We start from the raw sequence: 15,838 nt of genomic DNA, 5'->3' as shown, positions 1-15,838 counted from the left end.
AGGAGTGTTCATTTATGGCATTCGATGGATTATTTACAAGAGCGATTACACATGAAATTGAAAATTCTCTTTACACAGGAAGAATTTCCAAAATATATCAACCTTCAAAATACGAGATTTTATTACATATTCGAGCGAATGGAAAGAACCAAAAACTAATTCTTTCATCTCATCCTACATATGCGCGTATGCACTTAACGAATCAAAACTACGATTCGCCAGCAATACCGCCGATGTTCTGTATGCTTCTTCGCAAACATTTAGAAGGTGGATTTATTGAAAAAATTGAACAAATCGACTTAGAACGCATTATTCAAATTACAGTTCGCAGTCGTAATGAGATCGGAGACGAATCATTAAAAACATTAGTAATTGAAATAATGGGACGACATAGTAACATTATCTTATTAGATACGAAAACAAACGTGATTTTAGATAGCTTAAAACACGTTTCATTAGCCGTAAACCGTCACCGAACTGTATATGCTGGTGCTGAGTACGTCGCGCCACCAGCCCAACATAAAATCAATCCTCTGCAAATTGAAACCGCAGATGATTTTATTAGACCGCTAGACTTTCTATCTGGAAATATGGATAAACAACTCGTCGGTGCTTTCATGGGAATATCCCCATTATTTGCAAAAGAAGTAGTAAAGAAAGCCGGTATGGTAAACGAGAAAGCATTATCAGAAGCATTTTTCTCTGTACAAACACCATTACTATCTCATGCATATACACCTACAATGATTACTGCAAATGGAAAAGAATTCTTTTATCTTTTCCCTCTTACACACTTGCAAGGAGAAGAAAAAACATTCTCATCAGTGAGCGAATTGTTAGATCGTTTCTTCTTTGGCAAAGCAGAACGTGATCGTGTAAAACAACAAGCTCATGATTTAGAACGCTTTATGCAAAACGAAAAAAATAAAAACGAGAAAAAACTCATTAAACTCGAAAAAACACTGCAAGATGCTGGAAAAGCAGATAAGTATCAACTATTTGGAGAGCTACTTACAGCCAATATGTACGCTTTAAAAAAGGGCGATAAAGATATTGAGGTCGTTAATTATTACGATGAGAATGGTGGAACTGTAAAAATCACATTAGATCCTTTAAAAACACCATCTGAAAATGCACAACGCTATTTCCAAAAGTATCAAAAAGCAAAAAATTCAGTTGTTGTTGTAGAAGAACAAATTGAAAAAACAAATGAAGAAATTCTTTATTTTGATAGCTTACTTCAACAAATGGAAGCTGCTTCTTCAAAAGACATTGAAGAAATTCGTGAGGAATTAGCTGAAGAAGGTTATGTGCGCAATCGCAAAACGAAAAACGCAAAGAAAAAGCCTACTAAACCAGTATTAGATAAATATGTAGCAAGTGATGGCACAGAGATTTTCGTTGGTAAAAACAATAAACAAAATGATTATTTAACAACGAAGTTTGCCCGCCGTGATGAAATTTGGTTACATACGAAAGATATACCTGGCTCTCACGTTGTCATTCGTTCTTTAGAGCCTGCTGAAGAAACTTTACTAGAAGCTGCCAAAATTGCTGCCTATTACAGTAAAGCGAAAGAGTCTAGCTCTGTACCTGTTGATTTCACCAAAATACGCCATGTCAAAAAACCGAGTGGTGCAAAACTTGGTTTTGTTACGTACGACAATCAGCAAACCGTATATGTAACACCAGATGCTGATATTGTAATGAAATTAAAAGCATAAATAAAAAAATGCGTTGCTTGTATGCAGCGCATTTTTTATATGTTTTCAATTTCGTTGCTATATCCATTCAATATTGTCAAAAAAATTGACAGTATCATTTCACATTTGTATAAATTTTTTTACAGCATGTAAATAAAGTACAAGTGTAACTCCAATCATTTTTCCCCATCCCCCTGCTATTCATTGAAGCAATCTAGATTTTATGAACAAACCGTCTCCCACAAATTACGGGCTATTTTTTTATCTCCCCTAAAATATATGTTGTCCCTACTATCCTTTCTTCAAATATACATTTTGGCACGCTATTTGCTTTATTCAATACTATGAATAGGAGGAATTAACATGACTTTAAAAATTAATAAAATCCAAAATCAACTACAAAACTATGAAATTGACGGGTTACTTATTACAAAAAAAGAAAATCGCCAATATGCAACAGGCTTTACAGGTAGCGCTGGCGTCGTCTTAATCTCTGCCGATCAAGCTGTTTTTATCACTGATTTCCGCTATGTAGATCAAGCGAAATCACAAATAAAAGATGCTGAAATTATTATGCATAAAGGAAATTTAGAAAAAGAAATTGCACATCAAGTATCGAAATTAAACATTCAAAAACTTGGAATTGAAGAAAACAACATGACATTGCAACAATATAAAAACTTGCAAAAATACGTACAGGCGGAAATGATTCAAGTGTGCGAAATTATCGAAAATATTCGTATCATTAAAGACACGCCTGAAATAGAAACAATGAAAATTGCAGCTAATATCGCGGACGAAGCATTTCACCACATTCTTACGTTTCTAAAACCAGGACTAAGTGAAAATGCTGTACGAGATGAATTAGAATTTTTCATGCGAAAAAAAGGTGCTGCATCTTCATCATTTCAAATTATTGTAGCTTCTGGTGTTCGTTCTTCTCTTCCACATGGAGTTGCATCAAATAAAATAATTGAACGAGGCGACATCGTTACATTAGATTTCGGTGCACTTTATGACGGATATTGTTCTGATATAACACGTACTGTAGCAATAGGGGAACCATCGGAAGAATTCAAAAAAATATACAATGTTGTACGAGAAGCGTTAAAACGTGGGACTGAAGCGATTAAGCCTGGAGAAACCGCGAAAAGTATCGATGATGTAACAAGAAACTACATTACAGATTGTGGATATGGTCAATATTTTGGTCATTCTACTGGTCATGGTCTTGGCTTAGAAATACATGAACCTCTTCGCTTATCCCAAGAAAGTAAAGCTACATTAAAAGAAGGTATGGTTGTTACAGTTGAACCAGGTATTTACATACCAAACTGGGGCGGTTGTAGAATTGAAGACGATATCGTCATTACAAAAGACGGATATGAAGTTATTACAAAATCAAATAGAGAACTAATTGTAATCCCTTGTTAAAATCATGGCCTTTTTAAAAGGAGTTTTTCTCTACACATAGAATTCCTTCTCTGGAGTATTCGTTTAAAGAGGAGGAATTTAAATTGAATTTTGTAATTGATAAAATAGAGGGTTTACAAGTAGAATTTTCAAATCTTGTTTCCATGATGAATTACGCTCGCTATACAACAATGCAAGCAGTGGAAGGTTTAACAATTGAAGAACTTGATTATTTATATGATAAGGACGCAAATTCAATTGGTATGTTATTGTACCATATGGCTGCTATTGAATTTTACTACCAAATTCATACCTTTGAAGACCGTGAACCGACGGAAGCCGAATTAGAACATTGGTTACCTGCTATTGAGTTAGGGAACCTTGGACGCGAGAAAATAAAAGGAAAATCTATAAAATTTTACATCAATACATTACAAGAAGTACGTTCCAAAACGATTGCAACATTTCAATCATTACCTGATGAATGGCTGTTTAAAACAACAGACTTTTGGTATGACAAACCAGCTAACAACTACTTTAAATGGTTTCACGTTTTTGAAGATGAAATCAATCATCGCGGACAAATTCGTTTAATTAAAAAAATGCAAAAAGCCCATTCAGTAAAATGAGAAAATGCCACCGAATAAGGTGGCATTTTCTTTTATTCATTAACGAATAACTTTTCGTTTAATTTTTTAGTGACTATCGCTACCAACATTAAAATGCAAATTAAATATAGTAATTTCGCAATAAACAACCATCCTTGAAACATTACAATTCCATCTATTATTTCATTTCCTTTTAATAACAAAAATAGGATCATACTAATTATAATGATAAACTCGATACTGAAAAGCATTTTCTTTTTTCGACTATATGCTTTCCATTCATTCCAGCGATACATAGGAGCAAAAATCAATACGCCAATACATAATATAACTGGTACCCATCCACTGTTAAGAAATTGCCCTGAAATAACTGATAATAGTAAACAAACGAGCACACCATAATATCCTATTCTCTCTCTCATTCGTACTCCCCCATTCTACTTCTCCTCAAATTCCATTTTTAGGATTAATTGTATTGTAACATCCATTTATCGTCCTTACCATTACAGTACATGAAATTTTACTTTTTTCTTTTTCCTATACTCACATACTTTCACTGCTTTCATACAATAAACTACACGAATGCCTAAAGGATGTGAATGTTATGGGAGTTGAATTAACGCTATTACACGCTCTCTACATTATTTGTTTACTCACTATTATTACCTTTTTTATTCTCCGGAAAGATACGACGATTATTTGTATCGTTTTTATCTTTTTATTAGCATTAACTGCAACAAGTTCTATCCCTCTTGCCATTAGCGGGATTTTTCAAAGTTTCATTTACGCCATTACTGAGCTATTACCAACTATATTAATCATCTCCATTATCGTATCAATGAGCAATTTACTCGTTCATACTGGCATAAATGATACGATGATTTCACCATTTACAAAAATGATTCGTACACCTACACTCGCCTACTGGATTATCGGCCTTTTAATGATGACCATTTCTTTCTTCTTTTGGCCTTCTCCAGCTGTCGCCTTAATGGGAGCTATTTTATTGCCGGTTGCTGTACGTGTCGGTCTTCCTCCAATTGGGGTTGCAATTGCTATGAACTTATTCGGACACGGCATCGCCTTATCTGGCGACTTCGTTATTCAAGGTGCACCGAAATTAACTGCAGACGCGGCTGGTCTCCCTGTTTCCAGCGTCGTATCTGCAAGTGTTCCACTTGTTATCGTTATGGGCATTGTGACAACTTCCGTCGCTTTTTTCTTCTTACGAAAAGAGTTTCATACAGGCTTATCTATACAAGAATCTATTCCATTAACTGCGTCTTCTAAAACGCTCACTTCATTATCTCCTCGCATAAAGAAATGGCTCGCTATATGTATTCCTATCGTATATATCATTGATATCCTTTGCATGATTCAATTTAAACTACAAGGAAGCGACGCAACTGCACTTATCGGCGGAACGACTGTTATTATGATTATCATCATTTCACTCATCGCCTACAAAGGTAATGGACTAAATAAAACAACCGATTATTTTATAGAAGGGCTCCAATTTGGATTTAAAATCTTTGGTCCAGTTATTCCAATTGCTGCACTCTTTTATTTAGGAGATAGCGGCTTTGTGAAAATTATCGGAGACTATTTACCGAAAGGTTCACATGGAATCATTAACGACTTAGGGATTGCCTTATCTCAAACGGTCCCTTTAAACCAATACGTATCGGCGGGAACATTAACTATCGTTGGTGTCATAACAGGCTTAGATGGATCTGGTTTTTCCGGTATATCGCTTGCTGGTTCCATTGCAAACCTTTTCGGAACAGCTTTAGGTCATGGAACAGCTACATTAACAGCACTCGGACAAATTGCGGCTATATGGACCGGGGGCGGGACGTTAATTCCTTGGGCGCTTATTCCTGCTGCTGCAATTTGCAAGGTAGATCCATTTGAACTGGCACGCCGAAACTTTTTACCGGTTGTTATCGGTTTAATTGTCACCACTATCTTTGCAATGTTTATTTTATAACGTAAGCAAGCATTCTCTTGCTTACGTTTTTTCTTGTAAAATTCATCATGAATTACTGGTTTTCAACAGGGATTCGTTATCCCTTAGCGAAATTATATTAGGAGAGTAATTTTTTCAAAACGTTTACGAGAAACAGATTACTGCAATTAGAAAAGGGGACATAACTATGAATGAATTGATTTTCGTCTTATTAATTTGTCCGTTACTTATCTTTATCGTTTCTGTTATTGGAACGCGCAAGTCGAAAACGTATTACGTAATGCCGATTGTAACGTTTGCTAGTTTTTTAATAATAGGTGTTATCGCCTTTACTCCAAAATTTTTCTTTTGGGTCGGCATGTATAGCATTTTCTCATTTATTGTTTCTTATGTGACTCTATTGTTTGTAAGAGGATATAAGCTTGCAGAAAGCACTAAGTAGTTAAGGAGATTGTAATATGATTTTCTTTGATATTGATGGAACTTTACTTGAATTTTTAACAATGATATAAAAAAACGACCGCGTTCCCCCGCAGTCGTTTTTTTCGTGTTACGCTGTGATCCAAGCTTCGTTAGCTGGATTTTTACGCCACTCTTGTAATTTTTTCGTTTCAGCTTGTCCAATCATACCTTTTTCTGCTGCTACTTCAGTTAATGCACTGTAATCGCTTAAAGAGTATGATACTACGTTAGCTGCTTCTAGTTTTTCTTTTCCTGCTTCAAGCTCGTATGTGAAGATTGATACGATTCCTAATACTTCACATCCAGCTTCGCGAAGTGCTTCTACACATGTAATTGCACTACCGCCAGTTGAAATTAAGTCTTCTACTACTACGACTTTTTGACCTTTTTCAGCTTTTCCTTCGATTTGGTTCCCTTTACCGTGACCTTTTGCTTTACTACGTACGTAGCACATTGGTAAATCCATACGATCGCTTACCCATGCAGCGTGCGCAATACCAGCAGTTGCTGTTCCTGCAATAATTTCTACAGTTGGGAAGTGCTCTTTAATTAACTCTTCTAATCCAGCTGCAATCGCTTGACGTACTTTTGGATAAGATAAAGTTAAACGGTTATCACAATAAATTGGTGATTTCATACCTGAAGACCAAGTGAATGGATCATTTGGTTGTAAAAATACTGCTCCAATTTCTAATAAATGCGATGCGATTTCTTTTTTCATACTGTTACACCTTCCCACTGTTGTTTTACTGTTTTATACGCTTCAAGCGGATTTTCTGCTTTTGTAATACTACGTCCAACTACGATGTAGCTTGAGCCAAGTTCCCTCGCACGTTTCGGTGTTGCTACGCGCACTTGGTCATTTACATCATCGCTTGCAAGACGAATCCCCGGTGTTACTGTTACAAATTCATTTCCGCATACTTCACGTAATTTTGGAACTTCAAGTGTTGAACAAACAACGCCATCAAGTCCACTTTCTTTCGTTAATTTTGCATAATGAGCAACCGCTTCTTCTAACGTTTTCTCAATGCCGATCTCTTTTTTCATCATAGCTTCCGAAGTGCTTGTTAGTTGTGTAACTGCAATACAAATCGGTCTCTCTTTTCCTTCTTGCTTACCTTCTTGCTTACCTTCCTCTAATCCCTCAATCGCAGCTTTCATCATGCTGCTTCCCCCAGCAGCATGAACATTTACCATATCAACATCTAGACTAGCTAGGCTACGCATAGCGCTTTTTACTGTATTCGGAATATCATGAAGTTTTAAATCTAAGAAGATCTTATGTCCCTTTTCTTTTAAGTACGTAATAATCGCAGGGCCTTCTTTGTAAAATAACTCCATACCTACTTTGACAAATAACTCTTCCCCTTCAAAGTGGTGTAAGAATTGTTCTACTTCTTGTTTCCCTGGAAAATCTAGTGCAACGATTAACGACTGTGACATGTTTGCTTCCAGCTCCTTCCTTGACATTCCGAAATGTGATCAAATCCTAATTCATCTAATAATGCTGGTAACTCTTCAATAATTGTCGGACATACGAACGGATCGATAAAGTTCGCTGTACCTACTGCAACTGCGCTTGCGCCAGCATAGAAGAATTCAATTACATCTTCAGCTGTTTCAATACCACCCATTCCGATAATTGGAATGTTAACCGCTTGGCTTACTTCATGTACCATGCGAATTGCTACTGGCTTAATCGCAGGACCTGATAATCCGCCTGTACGGTTTGCTAAAATTGGTTTAGCTGTTTTTAAATCTAGACGCATACCAAGCAATGTATTAATCATCGTTAAACCATCTGCACCTGCATTTTCAATCGCTTTTGCAATTTCTACTATGTTTGCCACGTTCGGTGACAATTTCACGTATACAGGTACTTCAGAAACCTCTTTTACTCGCTTCGTTAAATCAGCAGCAATTTCAGGATTTGTACCAAAGGCGATACCACCTGTTTTTACGTTCGGACAAGAAATGTTTAATTCTAGTGCATGGACATTAGGCGCTTTAGAAATTTCCTTCGCAACCGCTACGTAATCCTCAGCTTGTGAGCCTGCAACGTTTGCAATAATTGGAAGGTCAAATTGTTCTAACCATGGTAATTCCGAATTCATTACTTTGTCTAATCCCGGGTTTTGAAGTCCGATTGCATTTAGCATGCCGCCTGGTGTTTCAGCAACACGAGGCGTTGGATTTCCATAACGTGGTTGTTCTGTCGTCGCTTTAATCATGATTGATCCTAGTACACTTAAATCGTAAAACTGTGCATATTCACGACCAAACCCAAAGCATCCAGATGCCGGTATAATTGGATTTTTTAATGATAATCCTGGTAATTCAACTTGCAATCTGTTCATAGTACAACCTCCCCGATTGGAAATACTGGTCCGTCGCTACACACCTTCTTGTAAGAATGTCCACTTGGATCTTCTTGTAAGTGGCATACACATGCGAAACAAGCTCCAATACCACAGCCCATACGTTCTTCTAATGAAATATAGGCTTTTTTCTCTTTGTAACGTCCTTCTAATGCACGAAGCATCGCTAGCGGACCACATGAATAAAGAATATCAAAGTCAATTCCGTAATTATCAATTACATCTGTGACAAATCCTTTTGTACCGTGTGTACCGTCTACTGTCGCAACGTACGTATCACCAAGTTCTGCAAATTTTTCTTCATAGAAAACTACATCTTTCGTTTGAAAGCCTAAGATGTGAATAACACGTACACCTTTTGCAACGAGGCGCTGTGATAATTCATAAAGTGGTGGTACACCAATTCCCCCACCTACTAGTAAAGCTGTTTGACCAGCTTCTGCTTCTTCTACAGGAAAACCGTGTCCTAATGGTCCTAGTACATCTACCATTTCACCTTGTTTTCTAGTTGCTAATGTTTTTGTCCCTTGTCCTTCGGCACGATATAGCATTGTAAATTCGTTCTTCTCTTGATCTACATTACAAATACTAATTGGGCGGCGCAGAAGGGGCGCAATGCCCTCTGCTACCTTAATGTGTACAAACTGCCCTGGTTCGTTCATTTGCTGTACTAACGTTCCTTGAAGCACTAATTCGTAAATATTTTTTGCGATTTCTTTTTGGTTAACGACGATCATATTTTGCTTTTGCATCATGCATGTACCACCTCGTGACGCTTTGTTTGCGTAATTTCTTTCATTGAATGAGCTGAGAATGTCATAGATTCTAATACTCGTAAGATTGCTCTTGTTGTATCAAGTGATGTTAAGCAAGCCACACCATTTTCTACTGATTCACGGCGAATGCGGAAACCATCACGCGCTGGTTGTTTACCTTTTGTTAATGTGTTAATTACAAACTGTGCTTTTCCTTGACGGATAATATCTAGTAAGTTGTAGTCTTCAGAATCAATTTTGTTTACAACTTGTACTGGGATATTTTGCTCTTCTAATGATTGTGCTGTTCCAGCTGTTGCTAATAAGTTATAGCCGATTTCGTGGAAACGTTTTGCAATTTCCATCGCCTCTTCTTTATCTTTATCCGCTACAGTAATGATTACTGAGCCGTGCGTTGGGATGTTAATTCCAGAAGCAACTAATCCTTTATACAATGCTTTTTCAAGCGTTAAGTCTTTACCCATTACTTCCCCTGTTGATTTCATTTCAGGTCCTAATGTTGTATCAACTGAGCGTAGTTTCGCGAATGAGAATACCGGAGCTTTTACATATACTTCTTTCTCTTCTGGGTGATAGCCAGTTCCGTATCCTTGCTCTACTAGGTCTTGCCCTAAAATAACTTTCGTTGCAACATTCGCCATCGGTACGCCTGTAATTTTACTTAAGAACGGTACTGTACGGCTTGCACGTGGATTTACTTCAATTACGTACACTTGATCTTTGAATACTACAAACTGGATATTTAGTAATCCAACAATGTTTAATCCTTTTCCAAGTGCAATTGTATGTTCAATGATTTGTTCTTTTAGTTTTTCAGATAAACTTTGTGGTGGATATACTCCAATTGAGTCACCAGAGTGAACTCCAGCGCGTTCAATATGTTCCATAATACCTGGAATGAATACATTCTCACCATCGGAAATTGCATCTACTTCAATTTCTTTACCAACCATGTAACGGTCGATTAATACTGGGTGATCTGCATGAACTTTAACTGCATTTTTCATGTAGTGCAGTAGTTCTTCTTGGCGATATACGATTTCCATCGCACGTCCACCTAGTACGTAAGATGGTCTTACTAATACTGGGTAACCAATTTCTTCTGCGATTGCTACCGCTTGTTCTACAGTCGTTGCTGTTTTACCAACTGGTTGCGGGATGCCAAGTTTTGTTAAAGCAGCTTCGAATTTATCACGATCTTCTGCACGGTCTAAGTCTTCAAGTGATGTTCCTAAAATTTTCACACCATGTTCTTCTAGTTTCGCTGCTAAGTTAATTGCCGTTTGTCCACCGAACTGAACGATAACACCTTCTGGTTTTTCTAAATCGATAATATGCATTACATCTTCAATCGTTAATGGTTCAAAGTATAATTTGTCAGAAATACTGAAGTCTGTTGAAACTGTTTCTGGGTTGTTGTTAATGATAATTGCTTCATATCCAGCTTCTTTAATTGCCCATACTGAGTGAACTGTTGCGTAATCAAACTCAACACCTTGACCAATACGGATCGGACCAGATCCTAGAACTACTACACTCTTACGATCTGTTACAATCGATTCATTTTCGTCCGCATATGTGCTGTAGTAATATGGCGTTGCAGATTCAAACTCTGCCGCACAAGTATCTACCATTTTGAATACTGGCATCATATTATTTTCTTTACGCATATCGTAAATTTCGCGCTCCGTTTTGTTCCAAGCTGCTGCAATGTAGTGATCGCTGAAGCCCATTTCTTTTGCAGTTTGTAGTACTTCCATATTTCCTACATTCGCTTTTACTTCACGTTCCATATTTACGATGTTTTCAACTTTTTGTAAGAAGAAGAAGTCCATTTCACACCATTCATTGATTTCTTCTTTCGTTACACCTTGGCGAATTGCTTCTGCTACAATAAACAGTCGTTCATCATCCGCTTTAATGATACGTTTTTTCATCGTTTCTTTATCAAGTTCTTTTAAGTGGTCTAATTCTAAGTGATAAATGCCAAGCTCTAAAGAACGAACTGCTTTTAGTAATGATTCTTCTAAGTTACGTCCGATTGACATAACTTCACCAGTTGCTTTCATTTGTGTTCCAAGCGTTCTGTTCGCTGATTCAAACTTATCAAACGGCCAACGTGGAATTTTTGAAACAACATAGTCTAACGCTGGCTCGAAGCAAGCGTAAGTTTTTTGTGTTACTGGGTTTACGATTTCATCTAACGTTAAGCCGACTGCAATTTTTGCTGCTAATTTCGCAATTGGATATCCAGTTGCTTTAGATGCTAGTGCAGATGAACGACTTACACGTGGATTTACTTCGATTACATAGTATTGGAAGCTATATGGATCTAGTGCAAGCTGAACGTTACATCCACCTTCAATTCCTAGTGCACGAATAATTCGTAATGACGTGTTACGTAACATTTGGTATTCACGGTCGCTTAGCGTTTGGCTCGGTGCTACAACGATTGAATCACCTGTATGAACACCAACTGGATCGATGTTTTCCATGTTACACACTACAATTGCGTTATCATTTGAATCACGCATTACTTCGTATTCAATTTCTTTACAGCCAGCAATACTTTTCTCCAATAAACATTGTGTTACTGGGCTATGTTTTAAACCACTTGTTACGATTTCAATTAGCTCTTCTTCGTTATGACAAATTCCGCCGCCCGTTCCTCCTAATGTGAACGCTGGTCGAACGATTACTGGGTAACCAATTTCGTTTACAAATCCATATGCTTCATCAAGGTTATGAATAATTTCACTTGGTGGTGTTGGTTCATTTAAATCTTGCATTAATGTACGGAATAAATCACGATCTTCCGCTTGCTCGATTGCTGATAATTTTGTTCCTAAAATTTCAACTCCGCACTCGTCAAGTACGCCTGATTTTGCAAGTTCAACAGCCATGTTTAAACCTGTTTGACCACCTAATGTTGGTAGGATTGCATCAGGACGTTCTTTACGAATAATACGGCTTACGAATTCTAATGTTAATGGCTCGATGTATACTTTATCAGCTGTTGCAGTATCCGTCATAATTGTTGCTGGGTTAGAGTTAACAAGGATTACTTTGTAACCTTCCTCTTTAAGAGATTGACAAGCTTGTGTACCAGAGTAGTCAAACTCCGCTGCTTGCCCAATTACAATTGGTCCTGATCCGATTACTAAAATTGTGTTAATGTCTAGGCGTTTTGGCATAACTCTTCCCCTTCTTTCTTGAAGTTTTCAATCATTGTTAAGAAATCTTCGAATAAATCATTTGCATCTTCTGGTCCCGCTGAAGCTTCTGGATGGTATTGTACTGTAAATGCCGGGAACTTCTTATGACGAAGACCTTCTACCGTTCCATCGTTTAAAGCAACATGTGTAATTTCAAGATCTGTATTTTCAACTGATTCTTCTTCTACTGCGTATCCGTGGTTTTGAGATGTAATTGCTACTTTTCCAGTTGCAAGATTTTTTACTGGATGGTTTAAACCACGGTGACCAAATTTCAACTTACTTGTATTTGCACCTGATGCTAGAGCGAACAATTGATGTCCTAGGCAAATTCCGAATAAAGGAACTTTACCGATAATGTCTTTTAACATTTCAATTGCTTCTGGTACATCTTTCGGATCTCCAGGTCCATTACTTAACATAATTCCATCTGGGCTAAGGCGTAAAATTTCTTCCGCTGTTGTGTTGTAAGGAACTACAATTACATCACAGTCACGCTTATTTAATTCTCGTAAAATACCATGTTTCATACCGAAGTCTACTAGTACAACTCGGTGACCACGACCTGGGCTTGGGTATGGATCTTTCGTTGATACGCGTTTTACATGATCTGTAAATACTGTCGCTTTTAATTGGCTTACAATGTACTCTACATCTGCATCCATGTTACAAAGGCGTCCACGTAATGTACCGTATTGACGAATTTTTCTCGTTAATTTTCTCGTATCAATCCCTGCTAATCCTGGGATATTTCTTTCTTTCAAGTAATCATTTAACGAAATTTCATTACGGAAGTTTGATGGGTGATCACAAATTTCGTTTACGATTAAACCATTTACAGATGGGTGAATGGATTCAAAATCGTCACGGTTAATGCCGTAGTTTCCGATTAATGGGTACGTGAATGTTACGATTTGACCGCAATATGATGGATCAGATAATGTTTCTTGATATCCAGTCATTCCTGTTGTAAATACAACCTCACCTGACTTTTCGATTTCGCCTCCGAAACCTGTTCCAATTAATACTGTTCCATCTTCTAAGATAAGTTGTCTTTTCATACTAATGCACTCTCCTTTTGCCATGCGATCTTACCACCAACGATTGTCATTACCGGCCATCCTTGGCATTTCCAACCTGCGAATGGTGTATTTTTTCCTTTTGATAAGAATGTTGTTGGGTCAATCTCTTCTTCTTGTTCTAAATCAATGATTGTAATATCAGCTGCTCTACCTTCTTTTAGGCGACCTGCTTCTAAGCCGAATGTATCAGCTGGCTTTTCTGTTAAGAATTGAATTAACTGTTCTAGCGTAATAACTCCCTTTTTCACAAGGTTTGTGTATAGAAGCGGGAATGCTGTTTCAAAACCAGTAATTCCAAACGGTGCTCTTTCAATTCCTTGTGCTTTCTCTTCCGCTGTATGCGGTGCATGGTCAGTTGCGATCATATCGATCGTTCCATCTAATAAACCTTCAATTAATGCTGCATGGTCTTCTTTTCCACGAAGCGGTGGGTTCATTTTAAAGTTAGGATCAGCTGATGGGATATCATCTTCACATAACACTAGGTGATGCGGTGTTACTTCTGCTGTTACTTTAATTCCAGCGCGTTTCGCATCACGGATTACACGTACAGAACCTTTCGTACTTACATGACATACGTGATAGTGGCAATCTGCTGCTTCAGCAAGCAGTATATCCCTTGCAATATGTACAGATTCACATACTGATGGGATACCGTTTAATCCGTGTTTCTCAGAAAACTTCCCTTCATGTACACAACCTTTATTAATAAGCGTATTCTCTTCACAGTGCGCAACTACTGCCATATTTAATTTTGCTGCACGTTTCATAGCCGCTAACATCATGCTCGCATCTTGTACGCCTACGCCGTCATCTGTGAAAGCAAATGCTCCAAGTTCTTTTAATGTTTCGAAATCTGTCATTTCAGAACCAGCTTGACGTACTGTAATTGCTCCGTATGGTAGTACGTTAACATGAGCTTTTTCTTCAATACGTTTTTGCAAGTCTTCCATATGTTCTCTGCAATCTGGTACCGGGCGTGTATTTGGCATTGCGCAAATTGTAGTGAATCCACCTTTTGCCGCTGCTAGTGTACCTGTTTCAATTGTTTCTTTATGTTCACCACCTGGTTCACGAAGATGTACGTGTACATCTACTAATCCAGGTGCGATTAACTTTCCGTTCACATCGATTACTTCAGCATTATCTGCCGTAATATTTTCTGCTACCTTAGCGATTTTACCGTCTTGTACGAGAAGATCCGTTGCTACGATTTTTCCTTCTTCATTCATATAACGACCATTTTTAAACAAATAATTCATGTTTCATTCCTCCTAATACATTTGGTAAGGCGCGTTTTAGTACAGCCATTCTTACGTAAACTCCATTTTCCATTTGTTTAAATATACGTGAACGCTCACACTCAACAAGTTCACTTGCAATTTCAACATCACGGTTTACAGGAGCTGGATGCATAATAATGCTTCCTTCTTTCATACGCTTTTCTCTTTCTACTGTTAATCCGTGTTTCTCATGATATTCTTTCATAATGTCTGTTTCATAATGATCATGACGCTCATGTTGTACACGGAGTAACATCATTACATCAACTTCTGGAACAAGTTCATCTAATGGTTTGTATGTTCCAAATGTGTTGTCTTCATCTTGCCACTCTTCTGGACTTGCAAAGTAAATTGTTGCACCAAGCTTCGTTAATGCTTCTGCATTAGAACGTGCTACTCGGCTATGACGAACATCTCCTACTATTGCAATCTTCAAACCTTCAAATCTTCCAAACTCTTGTTTAATTGTAAGAAGGTCCAGTAGGCACTGTGTTGGGTGGTTTCCGCATCCATCTCCAGCATTTAAGATTGGAATATTCACCTGATCTTTTAGTTCATCGAAGTAGCGATCTTGCTCGTGGCGGATGACCACTGCTTTTGTTCCGATTGATTCTAGTGTTCTTATCGTATCGTATAGAGTTTCTCCTTTTTGTACGCTAGATGCATCAGCTGAAAAGTTTAAAACATCAAGTCCTAATCTCTTCTCAGCAACTTCAAAGCTAAATCTCGTTCTCGTACTATTCTCAAAGAACAAGTTCGCAACAAAAGTTTGCTCTGTCGTTTTGCTCTCTTTTCCATTCGCAAAATCTTCTGCATCTTTTAGGATTTCTGAAATTTCTACTTCCGATAATTCACTCATCGTTAACAAATGGCTCATCGTCATCCCTCATCTTTCTGATTTTTATGTTACCACTTTTGAATTTTTATAACAACCTTTGCATAAAAA

Annotated in this window: 14 protein-coding genes; 5 read left to right on the top strand and 9 right to left on the bottom strand. The window is 37.5% G+C overall.

Annotation, left to right across the window (positions count from 1 at the left end; translation table 11 throughout):
* Window positions 1–14: 14 nt before the first annotated feature.
* The 3 genes from HMAS_RS05165 to HMAS_RS05155 all read left to right on the top strand — a co-directional run bounded on the left by HMAS_RS05165 (window position 15) and on the right by HMAS_RS05155 (window position 3,745).
* On the top strand, window positions 15–1,724 hold the full coding sequence (locus tag HMAS_RS05165) for an Rqc2 family fibronectin-binding protein (protein ID WP_000863286.1): 1,710 nt from the start codon (window positions 15–17) through the stop codon (window positions 1,722–1,724).
* A gap of 342 nt (window positions 1,725–2,066) precedes the next feature.
* Window positions 2,067–3,137 (top strand): M24 family metallopeptidase, encoded by a 1,071-nt coding sequence (locus HMAS_RS05160; protein WP_000172805.1) that lies wholly within the window; start codon window positions 2,067–2,069, stop codon window positions 3,135–3,137.
* Window positions 3,138–3,220: 83 nt separating this feature from the next.
* Window positions 3,221–3,745: a DinB family protein gene (locus tag HMAS_RS05155; protein WP_001012051.1), complete on the top strand. Its 525-nt coding sequence runs from the start codon at window positions 3,221–3,223 to the stop codon at window positions 3,743–3,745.
* A gap of 32 nt (window positions 3,746–3,777) precedes the next feature.
* Here HMAS_RS05155 and HMAS_RS05150 read toward each other — a convergent pair whose 3' ends face one another.
* Window positions 3,778–4,146: a YoqO family protein gene (locus HMAS_RS05150; protein WP_001209171.1), complete on the bottom strand. Its 369-nt coding sequence runs from the start codon at window positions 4,144–4,146 to the stop codon at window positions 3,778–3,780.
* Between the two features lie 182 nt (window positions 4,147–4,328).
* Here HMAS_RS05150 and HMAS_RS05145 point away from each other — a divergent pair, with 182 nt between their 5' ends.
* Together HMAS_RS05145 and HMAS_RS05140 are read left to right on the top strand one after the other, a co-directional pair.
* Window positions 4,329–5,714: a hypothetical protein gene (locus HMAS_RS05145; RefSeq protein WP_016123279.1), complete on the top strand. Its 1,386-nt coding sequence runs from the start codon at window positions 4,329–4,331 to the stop codon at window positions 5,712–5,714.
* Between the two features lie 166 nt (window positions 5,715–5,880).
* Window positions 5,881–6,135: a YbeF family protein gene (locus HMAS_RS05140; RefSeq protein ID WP_006928316.1), complete on the top strand. Its 255-nt coding sequence runs from the start codon at window positions 5,881–5,883 to the stop codon at window positions 6,133–6,135.
* Between the two features lie 108 nt (window positions 6,136–6,243).
* Here HMAS_RS05140 and pyrE read toward each other — a convergent pair whose 3' ends face one another.
* Genes pyrE through pyrB form a run of 8 tightly spaced genes read right to left on the bottom strand, consistent with a single transcriptional unit; the run spans window position 6,244 to window position 15,769 of the window.
* Entirely contained in the window at window positions 6,244–6,876 is a 633-nt protein-coding gene (gene pyrE / locus HMAS_RS05135; protein WP_000711443.1) for an orotate phosphoribosyltransferase, read from the bottom strand.
* The gene (gene pyrF, locus HMAS_RS05130; protein ID WP_116344712.1) at window positions 6,873–7,601 is read right to left on the bottom strand and encodes an orotidine-5'-phosphate decarboxylase; all 729 of its coding nucleotides are present in this window, start codon (window positions 7,599–7,601) and stop codon (window positions 6,873–6,875) included. Before pyrF ends, pyrE begins: the two co-directional genes overlap by 4 nt.
* Complete coding sequence (gene pyrD / locus HMAS_RS05125) at window positions 7,586–8,515, bottom strand: dihydroorotate oxidase B catalytic subunit (protein WP_001081049.1); 930 nt, start codon at window positions 8,513–8,515, stop codon at window positions 7,586–7,588. Before pyrD ends, pyrF begins: the two co-directional genes overlap by 16 nt.
* A complete protein-coding gene (pyrK, locus tag HMAS_RS05120) occupies window positions 8,512–9,291 on the bottom strand; it encodes a dihydroorotate oxidase B electron transfer subunit (RefSeq protein ID WP_000983359.1) in 780 nt (259 codons plus the stop codon). Before pyrK ends, pyrD begins: the two co-directional genes overlap by 4 nt.
* Window positions 9,288–12,506 (bottom strand): carbamoyl-phosphate synthase large subunit, encoded by a 3,219-nt coding sequence (gene carB, locus HMAS_RS05115; RefSeq protein ID WP_001126101.1) that lies wholly within the window; start codon window positions 12,504–12,506, stop codon window positions 9,288–9,290. Before carB ends, pyrK begins: the two co-directional genes overlap by 4 nt.
* Complete coding sequence (locus tag HMAS_RS05110) at window positions 12,491–13,588, bottom strand: carbamoyl phosphate synthase small subunit (RefSeq protein ID WP_000828680.1); 1,098 nt, start codon at window positions 13,586–13,588, stop codon at window positions 12,491–12,493. The genes carB and HMAS_RS05110 overlap by 16 nt, the downstream gene beginning before the upstream one ends.
* Entirely contained in the window at window positions 13,585–14,871 is a 1,287-nt protein-coding gene (pyrC, locus tag HMAS_RS05105) for a dihydroorotase (RefSeq protein ID WP_046392970.1), read from the bottom strand. The genes HMAS_RS05110 and pyrC overlap by 4 nt, the downstream gene beginning before the upstream one ends.
* Window positions 14,855–15,769, bottom strand: coding sequence for an aspartate carbamoyltransferase (pyrB, locus tag HMAS_RS05100; RefSeq protein ID WP_000018861.1), 915 nt, complete (start codon window positions 15,767–15,769; stop codon window positions 14,855–14,857). The genes pyrC and pyrB overlap by 17 nt, the downstream gene beginning before the upstream one ends.
* Window positions 15,770–15,838 lie beyond the last annotated feature (69 nt).

The sequence above is a fragment of the Bacillus sp. HMA207 genome, from assembly GCF_003402455.1.
Taxonomy (GTDB): domain Bacteria; phylum Bacillota; class Bacilli; order Bacillales; family Bacillaceae_G; genus Bacillus_A; species Bacillus_A cereus.
This window is presented reverse-complemented; position numbering and strand designations above follow the sequence as displayed.